This window comes from Blastomonas sp. (assembly GCF_046294995.1).
Classification (GTDB): domain Bacteria; phylum Pseudomonadota; class Alphaproteobacteria; order Sphingomonadales; family Sphingomonadaceae; genus Blastomonas.
The window spans coordinates 85,692-105,961 of record NZ_JBKBOG010000005.1; the positions used below are offsets into that span (position 1 = coordinate 85,692).

The 20,270-nt window shown below is 65.7% G+C and carries 19 protein-coding genes; 9 read left to right on the top strand and 10 right to left on the bottom strand.

Annotated features, from left to right (window positions below):
* The first annotated feature begins 7 nt into the window (after positions 1-7).
* Genes ccoO through ACK4R0_RS08440 form a run of 8 tightly spaced genes read left to right on the top strand, consistent with a single transcriptional unit; the run spans position 8 to position 6,406 of the window.
* Entirely contained in the window at positions 8-814 is an 807-nt protein-coding gene (ccoO, locus tag ACK4R0_RS08405; RefSeq protein WP_409673027.1) for a cytochrome-c oxidase, cbb3-type subunit II, read from the top strand.
* Positions 811-969: a cbb3-type cytochrome c oxidase subunit 3 gene (locus tag ACK4R0_RS08410; protein ID WP_409673030.1), complete on the top strand. Its 159-nt coding sequence runs from the start codon at positions 811-813 to the stop codon at positions 967-969. The genes ccoO and ACK4R0_RS08410 overlap by 4 nt, the downstream gene beginning before the upstream one ends.
* Positions 962-1,909 (top strand): cytochrome-c oxidase, cbb3-type subunit III, encoded by a 948-nt coding sequence (gene ccoP / locus ACK4R0_RS08415; protein ID WP_409673033.1) that lies wholly within the window; start codon positions 962-964, stop codon positions 1,907-1,909. Before ACK4R0_RS08410 ends, ccoP begins: the two co-directional genes overlap by 8 nt.
* Positions 1,902-3,359 carry a cytochrome c oxidase accessory protein CcoG gene (gene ccoG, locus ACK4R0_RS08420; RefSeq protein ID WP_409673036.1) on the top strand — a complete coding sequence of 486 codons (1,458 nt, stop codon included), beginning with the start codon at positions 1,902-1,904 and terminating at the stop codon, positions 3,357-3,359. The genes ccoP and ccoG overlap by 8 nt, the downstream gene beginning before the upstream one ends.
* A complete protein-coding gene (locus ACK4R0_RS08425; RefSeq protein ID WP_409673039.1) occupies positions 3,356-3,826 on the top strand; it encodes a FixH family protein in 471 nt (156 codons plus the stop codon). Before ccoG ends, ACK4R0_RS08425 begins: the two co-directional genes overlap by 4 nt.
* Positions 3,823-5,994 (top strand): heavy metal translocating P-type ATPase, encoded by a 2,172-nt coding sequence (locus ACK4R0_RS08430; protein WP_409673042.1) that lies wholly within the window; start codon positions 3,823-3,825, stop codon positions 5,992-5,994. Before ACK4R0_RS08425 ends, ACK4R0_RS08430 begins: the two co-directional genes overlap by 4 nt.
* Positions 5,991-6,152 (top strand): cbb3-type cytochrome oxidase assembly protein CcoS, encoded by a 162-nt coding sequence (gene ccoS, locus ACK4R0_RS08435; protein WP_409673045.1) that lies wholly within the window; start codon positions 5,991-5,993, stop codon positions 6,150-6,152. Before ACK4R0_RS08430 ends, ccoS begins: the two co-directional genes overlap by 4 nt.
* Positions 6,149-6,406, top strand: a complete 258-nt coding sequence (locus tag ACK4R0_RS08440) for a hypothetical protein (RefSeq protein ID WP_409673048.1) — start codon at positions 6,149-6,151, stop codon at positions 6,404-6,406. Before ccoS ends, ACK4R0_RS08440 begins: the two co-directional genes overlap by 4 nt.
* A gap of 74 nt (positions 6,407-6,480) precedes the next feature.
* On the opposite strand, the gene ACK4R0_RS08445 is transcribed toward ACK4R0_RS08440, so the two are convergent.
* The 3 genes from ACK4R0_RS08445 to ACK4R0_RS08455 form a co-directional block, all read right to left on the bottom strand.
* Positions 6,481-7,008 (bottom strand): hypothetical protein, encoded by a 528-nt coding sequence (locus ACK4R0_RS08445; RefSeq protein ID WP_409673051.1) that lies wholly within the window; start codon positions 7,006-7,008, stop codon positions 6,481-6,483.
* 78 nt (positions 7,009-7,086) lie between these two features.
* Positions 7,087-7,473, bottom strand: coding sequence for a DUF202 domain-containing protein (locus ACK4R0_RS08450; protein WP_409673054.1), 387 nt, complete (start codon positions 7,471-7,473; stop codon positions 7,087-7,089).
* Positions 7,474-7,581: 108 nt separating this feature from the next.
* Positions 7,582-8,085 (bottom strand): ferritin-like domain-containing protein, encoded by a 504-nt coding sequence (locus tag ACK4R0_RS08455; RefSeq protein WP_409673057.1) that lies wholly within the window; start codon positions 8,083-8,085, stop codon positions 7,582-7,584.
* Positions 8,086-8,334: 249 nt separating this feature from the next.
* Here ACK4R0_RS08455 and hemN point away from each other — a divergent pair, with 249 nt between their 5' ends.
* Complete coding sequence (gene hemN, locus ACK4R0_RS08460) at positions 8,335-9,678, top strand: oxygen-independent coproporphyrinogen III oxidase (protein ID WP_409673059.1); 1,344 nt, start codon at positions 8,335-8,337, stop codon at positions 9,676-9,678.
* Positions 9,679-9,702: 24 nt separating this feature from the next.
* On the opposite strand, the gene ACK4R0_RS08465 is transcribed toward hemN, so the two are convergent.
* From ACK4R0_RS08465 to ACK4R0_RS08495, 7 genes are read right to left on the bottom strand one after another with little or no spacing between them, the layout of a single operon-like run.
* Entirely contained in the window at positions 9,703-10,029 is a 327-nt protein-coding gene (locus tag ACK4R0_RS08465) for a DUF423 domain-containing protein (protein WP_409673286.1), read from the bottom strand.
* 2 nt (positions 10,030-10,031) lie between these two features.
* On the bottom strand, positions 10,032-11,114 hold the full coding sequence (locus tag ACK4R0_RS08470) for a PLP-dependent cysteine synthase family protein (protein WP_409673062.1): 1,083 nt from the start codon (positions 11,112-11,114) through the stop codon (positions 10,032-10,034).
* Positions 11,111-13,156 carry a M3 family metallopeptidase gene (locus ACK4R0_RS08475; RefSeq protein WP_409673065.1) on the bottom strand — a complete coding sequence of 682 codons (2,046 nt, stop codon included), beginning with the start codon at positions 13,154-13,156 and terminating at the stop codon, positions 11,111-11,113. The genes ACK4R0_RS08470 and ACK4R0_RS08475 overlap by 4 nt, the downstream gene beginning before the upstream one ends.
* A 53-nt stretch (positions 13,157-13,209) precedes the next feature.
* Positions 13,210-15,285 carry a tetratricopeptide repeat protein gene (locus ACK4R0_RS08480; protein WP_409673068.1) on the bottom strand — a complete coding sequence of 692 codons (2,076 nt, stop codon included), beginning with the start codon at positions 15,283-15,285 and terminating at the stop codon, positions 13,210-13,212.
* Positions 15,269-16,675: a PEP-CTERM-box response regulator transcription factor gene (prsR, locus tag ACK4R0_RS08485; RefSeq protein ID WP_409673071.1), complete on the bottom strand. Its 1,407-nt coding sequence runs from the start codon at positions 16,673-16,675 to the stop codon at positions 15,269-15,271. The genes ACK4R0_RS08480 and prsR overlap by 17 nt, the downstream gene beginning before the upstream one ends.
* A 2-nt stretch (positions 16,676-16,677) precedes the next feature.
* Entirely contained in the window at positions 16,678-18,798 is a 2,121-nt protein-coding gene (prsK, locus tag ACK4R0_RS08490) for an XrtA/PEP-CTERM system histidine kinase PrsK (protein WP_409673074.1), read from the bottom strand.
* Between the two features lie 4 nt (positions 18,799-18,802).
* Positions 18,803-20,188: a TIGR03013 family XrtA/PEP-CTERM system glycosyltransferase gene (locus tag ACK4R0_RS08495; protein WP_409673077.1), complete on the bottom strand. Its 1,386-nt coding sequence runs from the start codon at positions 20,186-20,188 to the stop codon at positions 18,803-18,805.
* Between the last annotated feature and the right edge of the window lie 82 nt (positions 20,189-20,270).

The following is a 20,270-nucleotide window of genomic DNA, read 5'->3' on the forward strand; positions in this document are numbered from 1 at the left end:
CCGACACATGGCCGATACCAACGCCGAACCGCGCTTCAGCCACAAGAAGCTCGAACGCAACGTCACCCTGCTCAGCCTGGGCGCTCTGGTTGCTGTCGCCATCGGCGGCATCGTCGAGATCGCGCCCCTGTTCTGGATCGACAACACCATCGAGAAGGTGGACGGCATGCGCCCCTACACCCCGCTCGAACTGTCGGGCCGCAACATCTACATGCGCGAAGGCTGCTACACCTGCCACAGCCAGATGATCCGTCCGTTCCGCGACGAGGTGGAACGCTATGGCCATTACAGCCTGGCAGCCGAAAGCATGTACGACCACCCGTTCCAATGGGGATCGAAGCGCACCGGACCCGATCTGGCACGCGTCGGCGGGCGCTATTCGGACGAATGGCACCGCGCGCATCTGACCGATCCGCGCAGCGTCGTCGGCGAATCGATCATGCCGCCTTACGCGTTCCTGGCCGAAAAGGACCTGGTCACCGGCGACATGTCCAATGATCTGACCGCACTGTCGCGCGTCGGGGTGCCGTACACCAAGGCCGACATCGCCGCTGCCAATAAGGACATCAAGGCGCAGGCCGATCCGAACGCGGATGGCGCTGCCGATCTGCAAGCACGGTATCCAAAGGCACAGGTGCGTGATTTTGACGGCGATCCCACACGCGTCACCGAGATGGATGCGCTGATCGCGTATCTGCAGATGCTGGGCACGTTGGTCGATGTCGAGAAGGCGGCGCCGCAGGATCAGGGATCTGCCCCGGCACCGGTCGCTGCTGCGGCCACCTCTGCCACTAACCGGGGGGCACGGCCATGAGCTATGACGAACTGCGCCACTTCGCCGACAGCTGGGGCCTGCTGGCCATGACCATCCTGTTCCTCGGCCTGGTCGCCTGGCCCTTTCGCAAGGGCGCGCGCCAGCACAACCACGACGCTGCCAACATGATCTTCAGGGAAGACGACAATGTCTGACAAACCGCGCTTCGACGAACCCACCGGCACCCACACCGTCGGCCATGAATGGGACGGGATCGAGGAACTGAACACGCCGCTGCCGCGCTGGTGGTTGTGGTCGTTCTATGCCTGCATCGCCTGGGCTGCGGTCTATGTCGTGCTCTACCCGGCATGGCCGATGGTCAACAGCGCGACGCAGGGCGTGCTCGGCTGGAGCAGCCGCGGCGACCTCGAGAAGGAAATGGCTGGCCACACCGCCAAGCGCGCGCCGATCGTCAACGCCATCGCCGCCATGCCGATCGCCGCTTTGCCCTCAAAGCCCGAGCTGCACGAAGCGGCGATCCAGGGCGGCAGCGCTGCGTTCAAAGTGCATTGCGTGCAGTGTCATGGCGCAGGCGGCGCTGGCGTCGTCGGGCTCTATCCCAGCCTGACCGATGACGATTGGCTGTGGGGCGGCGATCTTGCCACCATCGAAACCACGTTGATCCACGGCATCCGCAACCCCGATCACAACGAGACACGCCTCAGCGCGATGCCCGCGTTCGGCCGCGACGGGATATTGGATACCGCCGCGATCAACGATCTGGTCAGCCATGTCCGCGTGATCAGCCGCCAGGAAAAGCCCAGCGCCGCGTCCGCGCGTGGTGCGGTCCTGTTCGAGGCCAACTGCGTCGCCTGTCACGGTACCAGCGGCGAAGGCAACCGGGAGCTTGGCGCGCCCAGGCTGACCGATGCCGTTTGGCTCTATGGCGGCAGCCGCGATGCGATCGCCAAGACCATCCACAATCCGCGCAACGGCGTGATGCCGCGCTGGAACGACAAGCTGGACACGGTGACGATCCGGATGCTCGCGGCGTATGTCCATTCGCTGGGCGGCGGCGAGAATGCTCCCGCACCGCTCGTTCCTGCTGCTGCAGAAGCAGCTGCCGTCCCCGACAAGGCCCCGGCCAATGGCTAATCCAGACACTCTTGCGGGCAGCGAAGGCCCGCTCTACGCCGCGCGCAAGGGTGTCTACCCCAAGAAGGTGGATGGCACCTTCCGCCGCCTGAAATGGCTGATCATGGGCGTTGCGCTCGCGATCTATTACGGAACGCCGTGGATCCGCTGGGATCGCGGCCCCTATGCCCCCGATCAGGCGGTGTTGATCGATCTTGCCAACCGGCGCTTCTACATGTTCCAGATCGAAATCTGGCCGCATGAGTTCTATTATGTCGCCGGCCTGCTGATCATGGCGGGCATCGGACTTTTCCTGGTCACCAGCGCGGTCGGCCGCGCCTGGTGCGGCTATGCCTGCCCGCAGACGGTATGGACCGATCTGTTCCAGCATGTCGATCGGCTGATCGACGGAGACCGCAACGCGCAAGTGCGCCTCGCCAACGGCCCATGGACGCCTGAAAAGATCGCCAAGCGCGCGGCCAAATACGCGATCTACCTCGCCATCGCCTTCTGGACCGGCGGCGCGTGGATCATGTATTTCGCCGATGCACCAACGCTGACCCGCGATTTCTGGACCGGCGAGGCTGCGTTCATCGCTTATGGCACCGTCGCTGCGCTGACCGCGACGACCTTCGTGCTCGGCGGGTTCATGCGCGAGCAGGTGTGCATCTACATGTGCCCCTGGCCGCGCATCCAGACCGCGATGATGGACGAAAAATCGCTGCTGGTGACCTACAAGGACTGGCGCGGCGAACCCCGCGGTAGCCTCAAGAAGGCACTGGCGCACCCCGGATCGCTCGGCGATTGCGTCGATTGCAACCAGTGCGTCGCGGTCTGCCCGACCGGGATCGACATCCGCGAGGGGCCGCAAATCGGCTGCATCACCTGCGCCTTGTGCATCGATGCGTGCGACACCGTGATGGCGCAGGTCGGCCGCCCGCGCGGGCTGATCGACTATTGCGCGCTCGATGACGTCGCGGTGGAAAAGGCCGGTGGCATTGCTCCGCCGGTGCTCAAGACATTGATGCGCCCGCGACTGATGATCTACCTCGCCATCTGGTGCGCGATCGGTGCGGCGATGCTGTTCTCGCTCGGCGAGCGCACCCGCCTCGATCTGTCCGTCCAGCACGAGCGCAGCCCGCTTTATGTCCAGCTGTCCGATGGGATGATCCGCAACAACTACACGCTCAATCTGCGCAATATGGAAGCGCGTCCGCGCAAGGTGGCGATCACGGTCAGCGGCCTGCCCGGGGCGCAATTGTGGACCGAGAATGGGTCGCGAGACCGCTCCAGCCAGCGGGTCGAGATGACGATCTCGCCCGACAGCGTCACCCGTGTCCGGCTGTTCGTCGCAGCGCCCGCTTTGGGCCCGACGCGGCAGGACTTCACCATCGCCACGATCGGCCGCGACGGCGATCCGCGCGGCGACAGCGACACCATCCAGTTCGACCGCCCGGAGGCACCAAGATGAGCACGCACCCCGTGAAAAAGCCGTTCACCGGCTGGCACATGACAGCGATCCTGGTCGGGTTCTTCGCGATCATCATGGCGGTCAACTTCACCATGGCGCGGCTCGCTTTCTCGACCTTCGGCGGCAAGGTGGTGGAAAACAGCTATGTCGCCAGCCAGCATTATAACGAACTGCTGGCCCGCGCCGAGGCGCAGGACGCGATGGGCTGGACCCAGTCGGTCTCGCTCGATCGCACCCGGCATATGCGCATCACGCTTCGCCAGAACGGCCAGCCGCTCGCGATTTCGAGCGCTATCGCGACCGTCAGCCATCCGCTGGGCACCGTGCCTTCGCGCGCGCTGACAATGGTGCGCGATGGCAAGGGCGGAATGATCTCCACCGTACCGCTGGAACAGGGCCGCTGGCGGGTGGACCTGGTCGTCCGCCACGATGCGCAGGAAGCCCGCTATCGGAGCGACGTGCGATGAACGCGCTTGCCCGTCTCGCCCCCCGTCCCGCCCCCCGCCCCGCTGCAGGGCCGGCAACTCCGCCAGCGCTGATCGAGCGCGACTTCGCCGTGCCCGATATCCGCTGCGCAGGGTGCATCTCCAAGCTCGAGCAGGGCCTGGTGCGCGATGCGCAGATCCACAGCGCGCGCGTCAACTTCACCGAAAAGCGCGTGCACCTGTCGTGCGCCGCCGATGCGCAAATGCCCGATCTGCTGGGCGCGTTCACCTCATTGGGGTTCGAGGCGCACCCGATCGGCGAGGGTCCAGGCGATATCGATGCCGATGCTGCGGGCAGCCGCGAGCTGCTGCGCGCGGTCGCGGTCTCGGGCTTTGCGATGATGAACATCATGCTGCTGTCGGTCTCGGTCTGGTCGGGTGCGGCGGGCGTGACCCGCGACCTGTTCCACTGGCTCTCGGCGATGATCGCGCTGCCGACGATTGCTTACGCCGGGCGTCCGTTCTTCCGCTCGGCCTGGCGCGCGCTGCGCCATGGCACCACCAACATGGATGTGCCGATCAGCATCGGCGTCACGCTCGCCACCGCGCTCAGCCTCTACGAGACCGCGACGCACGGCCCGCACGCCTATTTCGACAGCGCGGTGATGCTGCTGTTCTTCCTCCTTTGCGGCCGCTGGCTCGACAGCGTGATGCGCGACCGCGCACGCGGCGGCGTCACCGCGCTGCTGCGCAATATGGGCACCGGCGCGATGGTGATCGACAATGACGGCGCCACCCGCTGGGTCGATGCGACCGAGCTGCACCCGGGAATGGTGATGCTGGTGGCGGCGGGCGAACGGCTGGCGGCAGACGGCGTGATCGTGGCAGGTGCAAGCCGCATCGACCTGTCGTTGCTCACCGGCGAGAGCGCACCGCAAGAGGCCGCGCTCGACGATGTCGTTCATGCCGGGACGCTGAACCTGGAAAACCCCGTCCGCGTGCGGGTGACCGCCGCGGGCACCGACACCGCGATCGCCGATATCGCGCGGCTGATGGGCGAGGCGTCGCAGGGCAAGTCGCGCTATGTCCGCATCGCCGATCGCGCCGCCAAGCTCTATGCCCCTGCGGTCCATGCACTGGCGCTGCTCGCGTTCGTCGGCTGGATGCTTGCAGGTGCAGGCGTGCACCAGAGCCTACTGATCGCTGTCGCGGTGCTGATCATCACCTGCCCCTGCGCGCTGGGCCTTGCCGTACCCGCCGCGCAGATCGTCGCGGCCGGCGCGCTGATGAAGGTTGGCGTGCTGATCAAGGACGGCTCGGCGCTCGAGCGGCTGGCCGAGGTCGACCGCGCGCTGATCGACAAGACCGGAACGCTGACTTTGGGTCGCCCGGTGGCGAGCAACCTTCACGAAATCGCGCCCGAGCACCATGCGCTGTTGCTCGCGCTCGCCCAGATCAGCCGCCACCCCTTGAGCGCCGCGCTGACCCGCGATCTTGGTGCGCAAGGCGTCGCAGCGGCGGAGATCAGCGAGATCCGCGAAACCCCGGGCTTTGGCATCGAAGCCATGTGGCAGGGCAAGATCGTCACCCTGGGTCGTCCGCAGGCGGGCGATAGCAGCACCGAGCTTGCCACCGAGCTGTCCATCGACCTGCACCCTGTCGCCACCGTGCGCTTTGCCGATGCGCTGCGCCCCGATGCGGTCGAGGCCGTCGCCGCGCTGCGCTCGCAGGGCATCGACGCGATGATCCTTTCGGGCGACCGCGCCGCTGCGGTGGCGCCCGTCGCGCGCACCCTGGGCTTGACCGCGATCACGGGAATGAGCCCGCAGGACAAGCTGGCGGCCATCGCCCGCCACACCAGCGCGGGGCACAAGGTGCTGATGATCGGCGACGGGCTCAACGATGGCCCCGCGCTCGCCGCCGGCCACGCCTCGATGGCGCCCGGCAGCGCGAGCGATGTCGGCAAGAACGCGTCGGACTGCATCTTCATGGGCGACAGGCTGATGCCCGTGGTGGACACCATCCGCATGGCGCGGCGGACGCAAGACATCGTCCGCCAGAACTTCATGCTCGCGATTGGCTACAACGTCATCGCGGTTCCGCTGGCCTTTGCCGGGCTGGTGACGCCGCTGGTCGCCGCGCTGGCGATGTCGGGCTCGTCGCTGATCGTGGTCAGCAATGCGCTGCGCCTGAAAAGGACTTTGAAATGAACGGTCTGCTGCTGCTCATCCCCATCGCACTGTCGCTCGGGCTGCTGGGTCTCGCCGCGTTCTTCTGGTCGCTCAAGCGCGGCCAGTACGACGATATGGATGGCGCGGCGCTGCGCATCTTCGTCGAAGATGAAGAGGAAAAGGCGGCCCAGCCATGACCGCGCCCACAGGCAACCTGCGCGCGATCTGTGCGCTGCTGATCGCCACCGCCCTGGTCCACGCGCCGCTCGCCAAGGCTGATGCGCAAATGATCGCGGTGAGCAACTGCAACGGCAGCATGAGCCTGCTGGTGATCCCCGGCGATGACAGCGCACCGAAAAAACCGGGCGGCGGCGACTGCGCCAAGGCGTGCCACGGTATGAGCGAGCGACGCGACAAGGGCATGGCAAAGCGGCCAAACCCGGCGCGCTGATCGGTGAAAGGACAGCGGGCTGGCCGCGCATCGCGCAACCAGCCCGCCGAATTGCCGTTTATGCGCGGCGCTTGTCAGGCAAGCGTGCCGCTGCGCGAGCGCGCGGGGTTGTATCCGCCCGCGCCGAACAATACGTCGCGGACCTGATCGGTCGACAGACCTGCCGATGCGGCATCGACCGAAACGAAGATACCGCCCTGATTGAGCCGATCTTCGTAATGCGTCGCGTCGTCCTTGTCGACGCCATGGTTGGTGAGCAGGCCGACGATGCCGCCCGCTGCAGCACCGACCGCAGTGCCCGTGATCGCAGCGCCGCCGACTGCCGCTTCAGCGATTGCACCGGCCGCGATGAATGGACCGACACCCGGAATGGCCAGCGCTGCGATGCCCAGCAGCGCACCGGCGCCTGCGCCCAGGGCTGCCTTGCCGACAATATCGGTGGTCTGTTCTGCGCCTGCGCCATCGGTCACGGTGTTGCTGCCCTCGTGCCGCGCGATCACCGAGATGGCGCTGTCGTTGACGCCCGCAGAGCGCAGTTGCGACACCGCCCGTTCTGCCTGGCTGTGATCGTCGAAAATGGCGGATACAAAATCGTTATGCATTGTTCTCTCCTGGTTTCCCGTCCTGACAGCCAACGTACGAGGCGCAGACCCAGGCGTTCCGTCTAGACTATTGAAAAATCATCGAGTTCCTGTGCTGGGAAGCGCCCAGATCGCCACGATCAGCGCAATCGTCGCGGCGGCCAGAGACCACGACATCACGCGAATCCGGATCGGCGCAACGGAAGACACCTTGTGCACGTCCAGCCGCGTGATGATGCGGCAGGCCCGGCGTTCGGCCGAGATGAATATGCCGATGGCGATCGTCAGAAAAACCGTCGCGATCAATTTGGGGGCCCAGGCAGGCTCCATTTCCCGGAACAGGGCATTGAACCCCAATGCGATCCCGACCGCCGCCATCCCGGTCCGCAACCAGCCGGCAAAGCTTCTTTCATGCGCCAGCACCGTCCTGTCTTCTGCAAGGTCGGTGCGATCTTCGGCGAGTCCGGTGCGATCGTTGGTGCTCATTGCAGGTCATCCCCATCAGCCCCCGATACCGGGCCCGCACGCCGCGCTCCCAACGCGGGGGTGCCGCCCGAACCGGCGACACCCCCGAGCCGGCCACGCCTCAGAAGATCACTCTTCCTTGGCGTCGACATTGATGCTCGTTTCGGCGAGCTTGGTCATGTACTCGTCGCTGCCATAGATTTCCTTGGTCGCCTTGTTGAGTGCAGTGACGGCCTTCTTCTCGCCCAGCGCTTCGGCAAACGCGGCTGCGGTGCCGAAACCGGCGATGCCGTAATGGCTCATCCGCTGGAACTGCGCGATCACCACTGCGTCGAGCACCGGACCCTTTTCGGGTGCTTCCTCGGTGGTGTGCTTTATCGCTTCGGCGACAAGCCCTTCCATGCCCTTGCAATGTTCCTTCTTCACCTTCTCGCCCGATGCTTCGAGCAGGTCCTTGAGGATCTGGGTGTGCGCGGCGATGCCCTCCTGCGATTTGGCGAGCATATCTTTGAGCTTGGAATCGCTGACCTTCGGGGTCATCTTCTTGACGGCCTTGGCCATCTGGTCGTTGGCGGACCACAGGTCCTGCAGTTCGCCGGTATAAAGATCGGTGAGATTTTCGGGTGCAGACATCGTGTGTTCTCCATGCTGACGCAAACGAAGCGCAGCGATGGGTCTACGGAGGCGCACAAGCCCGGTTCCTGCCAAGCCTGCAAAACTAACCAAGGTTAGGAGGATTGTGCTGACGCGGAGAGTTGCGACGTTTCGCGGTCCGCATCCGGGCGAACGACTGGCCGCGGCAGCAGGCAGCAAAACAGCCCGCCATGCCAAACATTGACCCGTGTCAAAGACCGGTTCTGGCGCGCGGCATAGAACATCCGCATGTGGACCTATCACCCCGATCTGCTCGGCAAACCCGTGCCGCGCTACACCAGCTATCCTACGGCGGCGGATTTCGTCGAGGGGGTGGGTGCGGAGCATTACGGGCGGGCGCTGGACGCGATGGAGTGCGCAACGCCGCTGTCGCTGTATGTCCATATTCCCTATTGCGATCAGATCTGCTGGTATTGCGGTTGCAACACCGGCGCGGCCAATCGCAAGCACCGGCTGACCGACTATCTCACCGCCCTGCGCGCCGAGATCGCGATGGTGGCGAAGCGGCTGGGTGGGCGTGGGCGGGTGCGGCATATCGCCTTTGGCGGGGGCAGCCCCAACGCCATCGCGCCGGTCGAATTCGTTCGCCTGCTTGATCGTATCATGACCGTGTTCGACTGCATCGAGCCGGAGATTTCGATCGAAGTCGATCCACGCAATTTCACGCTTGAATGGGCGCGGGTGCTCGCCTCGTCGCAGGTCAGCCGGGTGAGTATGGGGGTGCAGACCTTTGCCCCGCATATCCAGGCCGCGATCGGCCGCGTCCAGCCGCTTGAAGATATCGAGCAGGCAGTGACGGGTCTGCGGATGCGCGGCATTGATGCGATCAATTTCGATCTGATGTACGGACTGCCCGGCCAGCATCTCGACGATCTCGATGCGACGCTCGACCAGACCATCCGTCTTGCCCCCAGCCGCATCGCGTTGTTCGGCTATGCCCATCTGCCCGACATGATTCCCCGGCAGAAAAGGATCGACGCAAGCGACCTGCCCGATGACCGCGAGCGGTTTGCGCAGGCGGCCTTCGGCTATCAGAAGCTGACCGCGGCGGGCTATGTTCCGATCGGCTTCGACCATTTTGCGCTGCCTGGCGATCCGCTCGCCGCTGCGGCCCGCGAAGGCCGGGTCAACCGCAACTTCCAGGGCTTTACCCATGATGGCGCGACGTCGCTGCTCGGCTTCGGCGCCAGCGCGATCAGCATCCTGCCCGGCCTGATCGTCCAGAACGAGAAGAATGCAGGCCCCTATCGCAACATGGTCAGCACCGGCCTGCTGGCCGCGACGCGCGGCGTCGCTCCAGATGCCGACGACACCCTGCGGGCGAACATCATCAACGCCATTCTGTGCCAGGGCAAGGTGGCCCTGCCGGAACAGTTCCTCCCTACTGCCCGCGCTGCGCTGAGCGAATTCGAGCAGCGCGGGCTCCTTTTCTGGGAGGACGATATGCTGGTGCTCGCCCAAGGATCGGAGCCTTACGCGCGGGTGATCGCGGCGCAGTTCGACGGGTATCGCGGCGCAATCCATCCGCGCGGCAAAGCCGATCGCCTGCATCCCACTGGCCCGGCCTGCTGAGGCTCTGGGTGACGCGGGTTCGGGTTATCCCTTGGCGTAGATCCACGCGGCCCACAGCCAGCCCACGATCAGCAATGTGCCGCCGATCGGGGTGACCGCGCCCAGCCAGCGCGGCGCACCCAGCGCCATGGCATACAGCGTCACCGCAAAGATCGCCGAACCCGCGAGCAAGGTCAGCGCAGGGCCGCGCGCCACGCCCATGATCGCCAGCGCCGCGACCGCGTGCACCAGTTGATACATGCCGCCGGTGCGCAGCCATTCGGCCTGCTGCTCGCCCGCCGCCGCATGCGCGCCGAACGCGCCCGCCGCCACTGCCAGTGCCGCCGATATGGCAGCCAGAACCGCGATCATCATCACAAAATTCCCTTGTCGTTGCGCCCGAGCAACCCGGCGATCCGCTCCGCCGACGATTGCCAATCGATACCACAGCCCGATAGCCAGGCATCGTCGTAATAAGTGCAGCCATAACGCTCGCCGCCATCGCAGAGCAAGGTGACGATGCTGCCGGTCTCGCCCGCCGCCGCCATCTCCTCGATCAGCGTTGCGCACGCGACCAGATTGGTCCCGGTCGATCCGCCGACGCGGCGTCCGAGCCGGTCGGAGAGCGCGCGCATCGCGCCGATGCTGGCGGCGTCCTCCACCGCGATCATCCGGTCGATCACCCCGGGAATGAAACTCGGCTCTACCCGCGGGCGACCGATGCCCTCGATCCTGCTGGCGCAGCCTTCGGGCAGCACACTCGCCGAGCGGTCGTGGAAGTGGCGGTGGAACACCGAGTGCTCAGGGTCCGCGACGCACAGCCGCGTGGCATAACGCTGGTAGCGCAGATAGCGGCCGATCGTCGCCGATGTGCCGCCGGTGCCCGCGCCGCAGACGATCCATTCGGGAACGCTATGCTCCTCCTGCATCATCTGCGCAAAGATGCTCTCGGCGATGTTGTTGTTGCCGCGCCAGTCGGTCGCGCGCTCGGCGTAGGTGAACTGGTCGAGATAATGCCCGCCGGTTTCTGCGGCCAACCGGTGTGCGACATCGTAGACGCTGCGCGGGTCATCGACCATGTGGATCTCGCCGCCCTGGAAGCGGATCGCATCGAGCTTGGGCGCGGCGGTGGTCGCAGGCACCACCGCGATAAAGCGCAAGCCGAGCATCCGCGCGAAATACGCTTCGCTGACTGCGGTCGAGCCCGACGACGCCTCGATCACGCAGCTGTCGGGGCCGATCCATTCGTTGCACAGTGCGTAGAGGAAAAGCGAGCGCGCCAGCCGGTGCTTGAGGCTGCCGGTGGGGTGCGAACTTTCATCCTTCAAGTACAGCGTGATGCCGGGATAGCGCGGCAGGTCGAGCCGGATCAGGTGGGTGTCGGCGGAGCGGTTATAGTCCGCCTCGATCCGCCGTACCGCTTCATCGAGCCAGCCGCGCGGGCACAGATCGCTCACGCAGTCGCGTCCTGAAGCCCGTGGCGGATCAGCATCGCCTGCGGATCGGGATCACGCCCGCGAAACGCGCGGAAGCTCTCCGCCGCAGGCCGTGTCGCGCCGCGCGCGAGCACCTCGGCGCGGAAGCGATCACCCGTGGCACGATCAAGCAGGCCTGCCTCGGCAAATGCCATGAAGCCGTCAGCGGCGAGCAGCTCGGCCCACAGATAGCTGTAATAGCCCGCCGCATAGCCGCCCGCGAAGATGTGGCTGAACGCGTGCGGAAAACGGTGCCATTCGGGCGGGCGCATCACCGACACCTCGTCGCGCACCGCCTCGATGACCTCGACCGGGTCGCTGCCCATAGTACCCAGATGCAGCAGCATGTCGAACAAGGCGAACTCGATCTGGCGGATTAGGAACAGTCCAGCCTGGAAGTGCCGCGCCTTGACCAGCCGCTCGAACAGGTCACCGGGCAACGCCTCGCCGGTGCGGTGGTGACCCGACATCGCGGTCAGCACGCTGCGGTCCCAGGCGAAATCTTCCATCAGCTGGCTGGGAAGCTCGACCGCATCCCATTCGAACCCGCTGACGCCGGCGATGCTGGGCCGGTCGACCTGGGTGAGCAGCAGGTGCAGGCAGTGTCCGGTCTCGTGGAGCAGCGTGCCGACGTCGTTATGGCTGAGCAGCGACGGGCTGCTGGCGCTCGCGGGCGAGAAGTTGCACACCATATAGGCGACCGGAACCTGGCTGAGATCGCCGTCGTTGCGCCGGGGCCGCGCCTCGCCCATCCACGCGCCGCCGCGCTTGCCGGGCCGGGCGAACAGATCGAGGTACAGCCCTGCGACAACGCTGCCAGCCTCGTCGATCACATCGAAGAACCGCGCGTCCGGGTGATAGAGCGAGACGTCGGCGCGCTCGACCAGACGGATGCCGAACAGCTTGGCGAGCAGGTCCTGCCAGCCGGCCATCACCCTCTCGACCGGGAAATAGGCGCGCACCTCGGCCTCATCGACAGCATACACTGACTGGCGCAAGCGGTTCGAGGCAAAGCCGACATCCCAGGGCTGGAGATCGGCGATGCCCAGCTTCTCGGCGGCAAAGGCGCGCAGTTCATCGAGGTCGCGCTGTGCTGCCGGGCGGGCGCGGCCCGCCAGATCGCGCAGGAACGTCAGCACCGCGCCGCCATCCGATGCCATCTTGGTGGCCAGCGACCAATCGACCGGATCGGCAAAGCCGAGCAGGCTGGCCGCCTCGCGCCTGAGCTCGAGAATGCGCGCGATCCGCTTGGAATTGTCGAACTCGCCCGCATTGGGCCCCTGGTCGGAGGCACGGGTGCCAAAGGCGCGATAGACGCGGGCGCGCAGCTCGCGGTTTTCGGCGAAGGTCAGGATCGCGTTGACGGATGGCATCTGCAGCGTCACCCGCCAGCCGGTTTCGCCCCTGGCTGCAGCAGCCGCAGCGAACATCGCCTTGTCGGTGTCCGAGACGCCCGCAAGGTCCTCCTCGTCGGTGATCAGCTCGCCCCAGGCATCGGTGGCATCGAGCACCGCGCTGCCGAACGCGTTGGAAAGCGACGACAATTCGACCGAGATATCCTCGAACCGCTGCCGTGCCTCGGCCTCGAGCGCGACACCCGACAGCCTGAAATCGCGCAGCGCGTGCTCGACTGCAACCCGGTCAGCCTGCGGCAGCGCGGCGAATTCGGCGGTCTGCGACAGCGCGGTGAACACCTCGAACAGGTCGCGGTTCTGTGCGACCTTGATCCCGTTGGTCACCAGCCTTTGCTCGCCCTCCTGATAGGCGGCGCGCAGCTCGGGCGTATCGGCGACCGCGTGCAGGTGCGAGACCGCGGCCCAGATCGCGCTCAGATCGGCATCGGCACGCTCGAACGGCAGCCATGCCTCGGCAAAGCTTGCCGGGCGCGTTGTCGTCAGCGTTTCGACCACTTCGGCATGCCGGGCGAGTGCTGCATCAAGCGCGGGTGCGATCTGGTCGGGGGTGATTTCGGCAAAGCGCGGCAGGCCGCGCGTATCGGACAGGGGATTTTGCGTTTCGGTCATGCCCCTCCCTTAGCCCAAATCGGCAGCCGGTCAGGCAAAATAATTGGCAGCCGTCAGCTGTTCTGGAGCGCGCGCAGCAACGCTGCGGCCTCTGCGCTTTCGGGAAAGGCGCCCAGCGCCAGGGATGCCTTGAGCGCGCGCACCGCCTGCGCGGTCTTGCCTGCCTCGGCATAGGCCTGCGCAAGGTGATAGCGCAGCCACGGATTGCGCGGGTCTTTGGCCTGCGCTTTCTCCAGCATCTCCACCGCAACCATTGCGCGGCTGCCTTCTGCTGTCAGCGTGAGCCCGCGCATATGCGTGGCGAGCGTGTTGGCGGGCTGGACGTGATAGGCCAGCCGCGCATCGTGCGCTGCGGCTGCCGCATCGCCAAAGCGCAGCCGGGCGAACGCAAGATCGGCAAGCAGCAGCGGCTGGTTGTTGCCCAGCCTGGCGTGGAGCGCGCTCAACGTCAGAATCGCCCCCGACCAGTTGCCGCGATCGATATAGGCGTTGGCGAGCAGCCTGAGGCCGCCGGTGTTGGCAGGGCTATAGCCGACGAACCGCACCAGCAGCGCGTCCGCCTCATCGGCGTTGCCGGTTTCGCGCAAGGCGAGCGAAAGACGGCGAACGACGGGCTCGGAGAGCCGGATCTCGGCGGCGCGGCGATACAAAGGCAGCGCGCCTGCGGCATCGCCTGCGGCAAAGCGGACATCGCCGAGCAGCATCTGCGCATCGGGCACGCCGGGATTGGTTGCGGCCAAAGGTTCGGCGAACTGGGTGGCCTGGGCAAAATCGCCGTTCGCCACCAGCATCCGGACATAGGGGATCACCGCGCGCGCATCGCGCGGCGCGGCGCGGGCGGCTTCGGCGAGCATCCAGGGTTCATCGGCTTGCGTCAGCCGGACCATCGGCGCGGTGTCCGGCTCGGCGGCCCGCGCGAGATAGTCTATCGCCTGCGCGCCCTCGCCGATCGCTTCGAGCGAGCGCGCGACCAAAGTCAGCAGATAGGCGCTGGTGCCGCCCTGATCGGCGACCGGTCGGAAACGCGCGAGCAGCGTCTCGTGCTCGCCTTCGGCATAGAGCGCGCGCGCCAGCAGTTCCGATGCGCGGCGGTTGTGCGGCTGCGCATCGGCGAGCTTTTCGAACCGGTCGATCGCCTGCCGATAATTGCCCAGCTGGAATTCGACCACGCCTTCGACCTGCATCACCGCAGGCACGCGATCGAGCGCACCACCGGCCTTTTGGATCAGATTGCGCGCCAGGCTGTACTTGCCCGCACGGGCCGCCAGCACCGCCTGGAGAAAATACCCGCGCGGATTGTCTGGCTGCAGCGCCACGATCTGGCGCGCAGCGGCGAGCATGTCGCGCATCCGGCCCATGTCGCCCAGCGTGGCTGCATATTCGCCGAGCACGCTGACATCGTTGGGATCGATGGCAAGCGCACGCTCGAACCACGGCAGCGATGCCGCAAGGCCATATTGGCTGCGCACCAGCTCGCCGCGAAGCTGCAGCGCGCGGACGTTGCCGGCGTCGAGTTTGACCGCATGATCGGCGGCATCGACCCCGCCCGCCTGATCGCCCGAGGCAATGCGGAAACGCGCGATGTCGGTCCACAACAGGCTGTCATCGGGCGCGAAACGCAGTGCGCGGTCGAACCCGGCGCGCGCGGCATCCATGTTGCCCAGCGCCAGATGCGCGCGTCCCAAGGTGCGCGCGGCATAGCCTGCATCGCTCGCGGGGACTTGCCCCTCGCCCAGCCAGGTGAGTGCGGCATCGGCCTTGCCCTGCAGCAGCAGCGCCTCGGCCATCGCGGCGCGCACCACCGTCCGGTCTGCGCCCAGTTCCAGCGCGCGGGTCAGTTCGGCCTCTGCCCCCGTGGCATCGAACAATGCCAGGAACACCCGCGCCTGCGCGATGCGGGCGGCAGGCAGGCGCGGCGCGGCCTTGATGGCGTTCATCAGTTCGATCCGCGCGGCGCGGGCATCGCCGCGCGCGCGATATTCTTCGGCGCGTGCCATCGCCTGACGCGCGGCGCCCAGGTCTTCGGCCAGCAATGGCATGACAGGCCCGCCCAGCACCAACGCGCAGGCGACAATCGCCAGCACCAGGCGAAGGGCGAACCCGCGCCGAAAGTCAGCTCTGGATGTCATACTGCCTGAGCAGATCGTACAAGGTCGGCCGGCTGATGCCGAGCAGCTTGGCCGCGCCCGAGATGTTGCCCTCGGTTCGCGCCAATGCGTGGCGGATCGCCTTGCGGTCGGCGAGTTCGCGCACCGCCTTGAGATTGAGAAACTCCGCCGTCTCGGGCTCGGCGCGCTCGAGGTCGAGATCCTCTGCGCGCACCAGCCTGCCCTCGGCCATGATCACCGCGCGCTTCACCCGGTTTTCAAGCTCGCGCACATTGCCCGGCCAGTGCCAGGCGTCGAGCATCTTGAGCGCATCGGGGGCAAAGCCCTTGACCGCAGGGTTCATCTCGGCGGCGAATTTGCCCAGAAAGTGCTTGGCGAGCAGCCCGGCATCGCCGGGGCGCTCGGCGAGCGAGGGAATGGTGACGACGATCTCGGCCAGCCGGTAGAAAAGGTCTTCGCGAAAGCGCTCCTCGGCGATCATCTTTTCCAGATTCTGGTGCGTCGCGCACACCACGCGGGTATCGACCGCAATCGCATTGCGCCCGCCGACCCGTTCGATCACGCGTTCCTGCAGGAAACGCAGCAGCTTGACCTGCAGCGGCAGCGGAATGTCGCCGACCTCGTCAAGGAACAAGGTGCCGCCCTCGGCCTGCTCGATCTTGCCGATCGTCGTCTTGATCGCGCCAGTAAACGCGCCCTTCTCGTGCCCGAACAGCTCGGATTCGAGCAGGTTTTCAGGGATAGCGGCACAGTTGATCGCGACGAAAGCATGGTTCCGGCGGTTGCTCTTCTCGTGCAGACCGCGCGCGAACAGCTCCTTGCCGGTGCCGCTCGCGCCCAGCAGCATCACCGAGACGTTGGTGTTGGCGACCCGCTCGATCGTGCGCGCGGCCTTCACCATCTGCGCATCGGCGGTGATCATCCCGCCCAGCACGGTGTGATCGTCGCCCGACTTGAGATTGAGCCGCGCATTTTCGCGTTCGATCTGCTGGACGTTGAGCGCGCGGCGGACGATCAGCGCCAGATCCTCGATCTCCACCGGCTTGGGGTAGAAGTCATACGCACCCTGCGCGATCGCATCGCGCGCGCTCTGCCGTTCGCCATGTCCCGATGCGATGATCACCTTGGTATCGGGTTTCAATCGCAGGATTTCCGCAAGCGTTGCAAAGCCCTCGCTGACGCCATCGGGATCGGGCGGCAGGCCAAGATCGAGCGTGACGACATCGGGTTCTTCATAACGCAGCAGGTCGATCGCGCTCGCGCGGTCGCTGGCACACAGCACCTCGAAATCGTCGAACGCCCATTTGAGCTGGCGCTGGAGCCCGGCATCGTCCTCGACGATCAACAGCCGCGGCAGCTTGGGCTGGCCCTTGTTGCCGGTCATGCCGGCGTTCGGGGTCAGATCGTTCATTGTCATTGTACCTCTGCAGCAAGGCGCAGACCTTCCGGCCCGGCCTCGTCATTTTCGATCCGGGTGGCGAGCGGCAGATAGACCGCAAAGCGGCTGCCCTCGCCTTCGCGGCTTTCAACCTCGATCCGGCCCCGCATGGCTTCCACCAGCAGCCGGGCCTCGTATGCGCCGATACCAAAGCCATCGGCCTTGCTCGACATGAACGGCTTGAACAACTTGGCACGGACGAATTCGGCGGACATGCCAACACCATGGTCGACGATCTCGATGACCCCGCTCAGCCCGTCGCGCGACAGGCTGACATATACCGGGCTGTCCGGCCCGCTGGCATCGATCGCGTTCTGGATCAGGTGACACAGCACCTGCTCGAGCTGCGCCGGATCGGCCATCAATGACATGCGCGGCGCGCTGCTTGCGATCACCGGATGGCTCTGCGCCTTGTCCGCGATCACGGCGCGCACGATGCGGTTGGCATCGATCGCGCGCACGCCATCGCCGGTCGATCGGGCATAGCCGGTCAACCGCCGGATCAGTGTGTTCATCTTGCCGACCGAATTCTGCAGCGTCACGATCATGTCGGCACGGAACTCGGGGTTGTCGGCGTGGCGTTCGGCATTGCGCGCGACCAGGCTGAGCTGGCTGACCAGGTTCTTGATGTCGTGCATCACGAACGCCATGCGGCGATTGAACTCGTCGAACTGGTCTGCCTCGCGCAGCGCTTCCTGGCTGCGGGCTTCGGCAAGATAGCTCGCCAACTGGCGCCCGACGAGCCGCAGCAGATCGAGATCCTCCCAATCAAGCCGCCGCTCGATCAGCGGGCGCGACAGCACGACGAGCCCGGCGAGCCGGTCGAAATGCACCAACGGAACGATTGCCCAGGCGTTGCTCTCGGCCAGCACCCAATCGGGAATGGCGCGCCGGTCGGTAAGCGTGTCCTTGCCCGATCGCAGCGCGTCGAGCTCGACGATGCGCGCGCTCGCTTGGAAATAACCGATCGTGCCGGGCGTACAGGCCTGCGCGGGAACGTCTGCGGTCGGCCAGTTGAACCGTGCCTGCAGTTGCATACGCCCGCCATCGCTCGGCGCGAGCAACAGACCTGCAGGGCTGTCGCTGATGTCGGCTGCGGCCTTGATCACGCGTTCGTGAAACGGCGCGGTGCCATCCCCCGGCCTCCCGATCGTCTCGGTAAAGCGGATCCATTCGGCGCGGTAATCATAGCGGTGCTGGAAGAAGTGCTTGGTCGCCTTGACCTTGAACCAGGCGCGGAACCGATCGGACGGCAGCAGGATCAAAGCGGCCAGCGACATGCCGAGCACCAGCAGCACCTGCGCGCCCGATGCCACGGTGCTGCCCATCGCGCGCAACATCTGCGCAACCACGATCATCGTGACCAGATAGCCCAGGATCGCGAACAGCGAGAGCGAGCGGTAGGCGACCTTGCGCGACAAGGTCAGCTTCCACCCGCCCGGACGGTTGGCCGCAAGCGCGAAGAACGGCACCGCCAGGATCATCATCACGCCGCGCAGCGCCACCAGATCGGCTGGCAGCGCACGGGCCAGATAGCCCACGGTGTAAAGGTTGAGATCGTACAGCCACATCGCCGCCAGCGCGGTCAGCGGCAGGCGGAGGCTGGTGCGGGTTTCGGCATCGGCAACGGAATAAAGATTGTTGGCCAGAACCAGCGCGCCGATGACGAAGATCATCCGCAGCAGCATCGTGACGGTGGAGCCCAGCTCGGCCAGGCGCGGCGTGGTGTAACCGTCTGCCATCCACACATCGACCAGCGGCTGCGCGACGAGCACCATCACCAGCACCATATAGACAGCGGTCACCGTGGGCGGCTGGGCGCGGGCGGAGCGGACCATCTGGAACAGAAAGGCAAGCCACGCGAGGTTGCGCATCGTTTCGCCAAGCCCGGTGATCGCATGCGTGCCGCCCAGGGTAGCGGCGGCAAAGGCCCACAGGCTGGTGGCAAGCAAGGCCAGCAGCAAGGCCGCATCGCCCAGCGAAGGGCGGGCATCGCGCAGGCCAGCCCAGCGCCGTACCAGCCATACGGCAACCAGCATGGTCAGCGCCGCTGCGCCGCAATGGCTCCAGAGGCTTATGTCCTGCCAGTTAGCCATCGGGTCAACGCGCGCCGTCCGGCCACAGCACCACCCGCAACGTCTGCAGGATGATCAGCAGGTCCAGAAACGGCGTGTAGTTCTTGGCGTAATACAGGTCGTATTCGAGCTTGTGCCGCGAATCCTCGACCGATGCGCCATAGGGATAATTGATCTGGGCCCAGCCGGTGATGCCGGGCTTCACCATGTGCCGCTCGTTGTAATAGCGCATCTGGGTTTCCAGGCTGGCGACGAATTCGGGACGCTCGGGGCGAGGACCGACGAAGCTCATGTCGCCCTTGAGCACGCTCCACGCCTGCGGCAGTTCGTCGATCCGCACCTTGCGGATGAACCGGCCCAGCCGCGTGACGCGCGGGTCGTTCTTCTGCGCCCATTGCGCGCCATCGACCTCGGCATCGATCCGCATCGAGCGCAGCTTGATGATCTCGAACGGCTGGCCATACAGGCCCACGCGCTCCTGCTTGAAGAAGGCCGGCCCCTTGCTGTCGAGCTTCACCAGCAAGGCAAAGAGCAGAATGATCGGCGCGGTGAGCGCCAGCAGGATCGAGCTGACGACGAGATCGAACAATCGCTTGGCGATGCTCGAAATCCGGCGGCCGGCTGAAAACCCGTCCGAAAAGATCAGCCAGCTGGGGTTGACCGTATCGAGATCGACCCGGCCCGTTTCGCGCTCGAGAAAGGTCGACAGATCGTTGACGTGCACGCCGGTGGTCTTGATCCTGAGCAGGTCGTTGACCGGCAGTGCGTTGCGCCGTTCCTCGAGCGCCAGAACGACCTCGGTGACGTTGAGGTTCTCGACATGCTTGGCGAGATTCTTGATCGCATCGCGGTTGATCGCCTCTTCGACGACCAGCGCGCCATCGTTCATCGCGACGAACCCGACCAGCACGAACCCTGCATCGGGCCGGTCGGCAAGCACCTGCACCCGTTGCGCCCGTTTGCCGGCGCCCAGCACCATCAGCCGGCGTTTGAACGCCGTGGTACCCAGCAATCCGCTCAGCAGGATGCGGATGCCGATCAGGAACACGATGGACAGGCCCATCGCGTAGAGGCTGTTCGATCGCCACAGCGTGGTGCCCGGCAGGATGAAATAGGTCACCGAAAGGAAGATCACGCCCAGCGAGATCGCGACCAGCAGCCGCGCGGCGGCAAATCGCAACGATTGCAGCGCATCGGGGCCATAGACGCCGACCGCGATCATCGCCAGATTGACCAGCAGCGCAAAGGTGACAATCGGCATCGGCCGCTGCATCAGCGGCTCGATCTCCATGCCGATCTCGTGCGCGCGCCACACCCAGCCCAGTTCGGCCGCGAGCCCCAGCAATGCGAGGTCGAAAAACCCCAGCAGCAGCACCGCATGCGGCACGTAATGTTTGAACAGCCTGAACATGGCCGCCGCTATAACCGGACAGTCGTGAAGTGTCGGTTAATTTTACAGCCGCAGCCCGGCCTCGACACCACAGTTTAGGCCA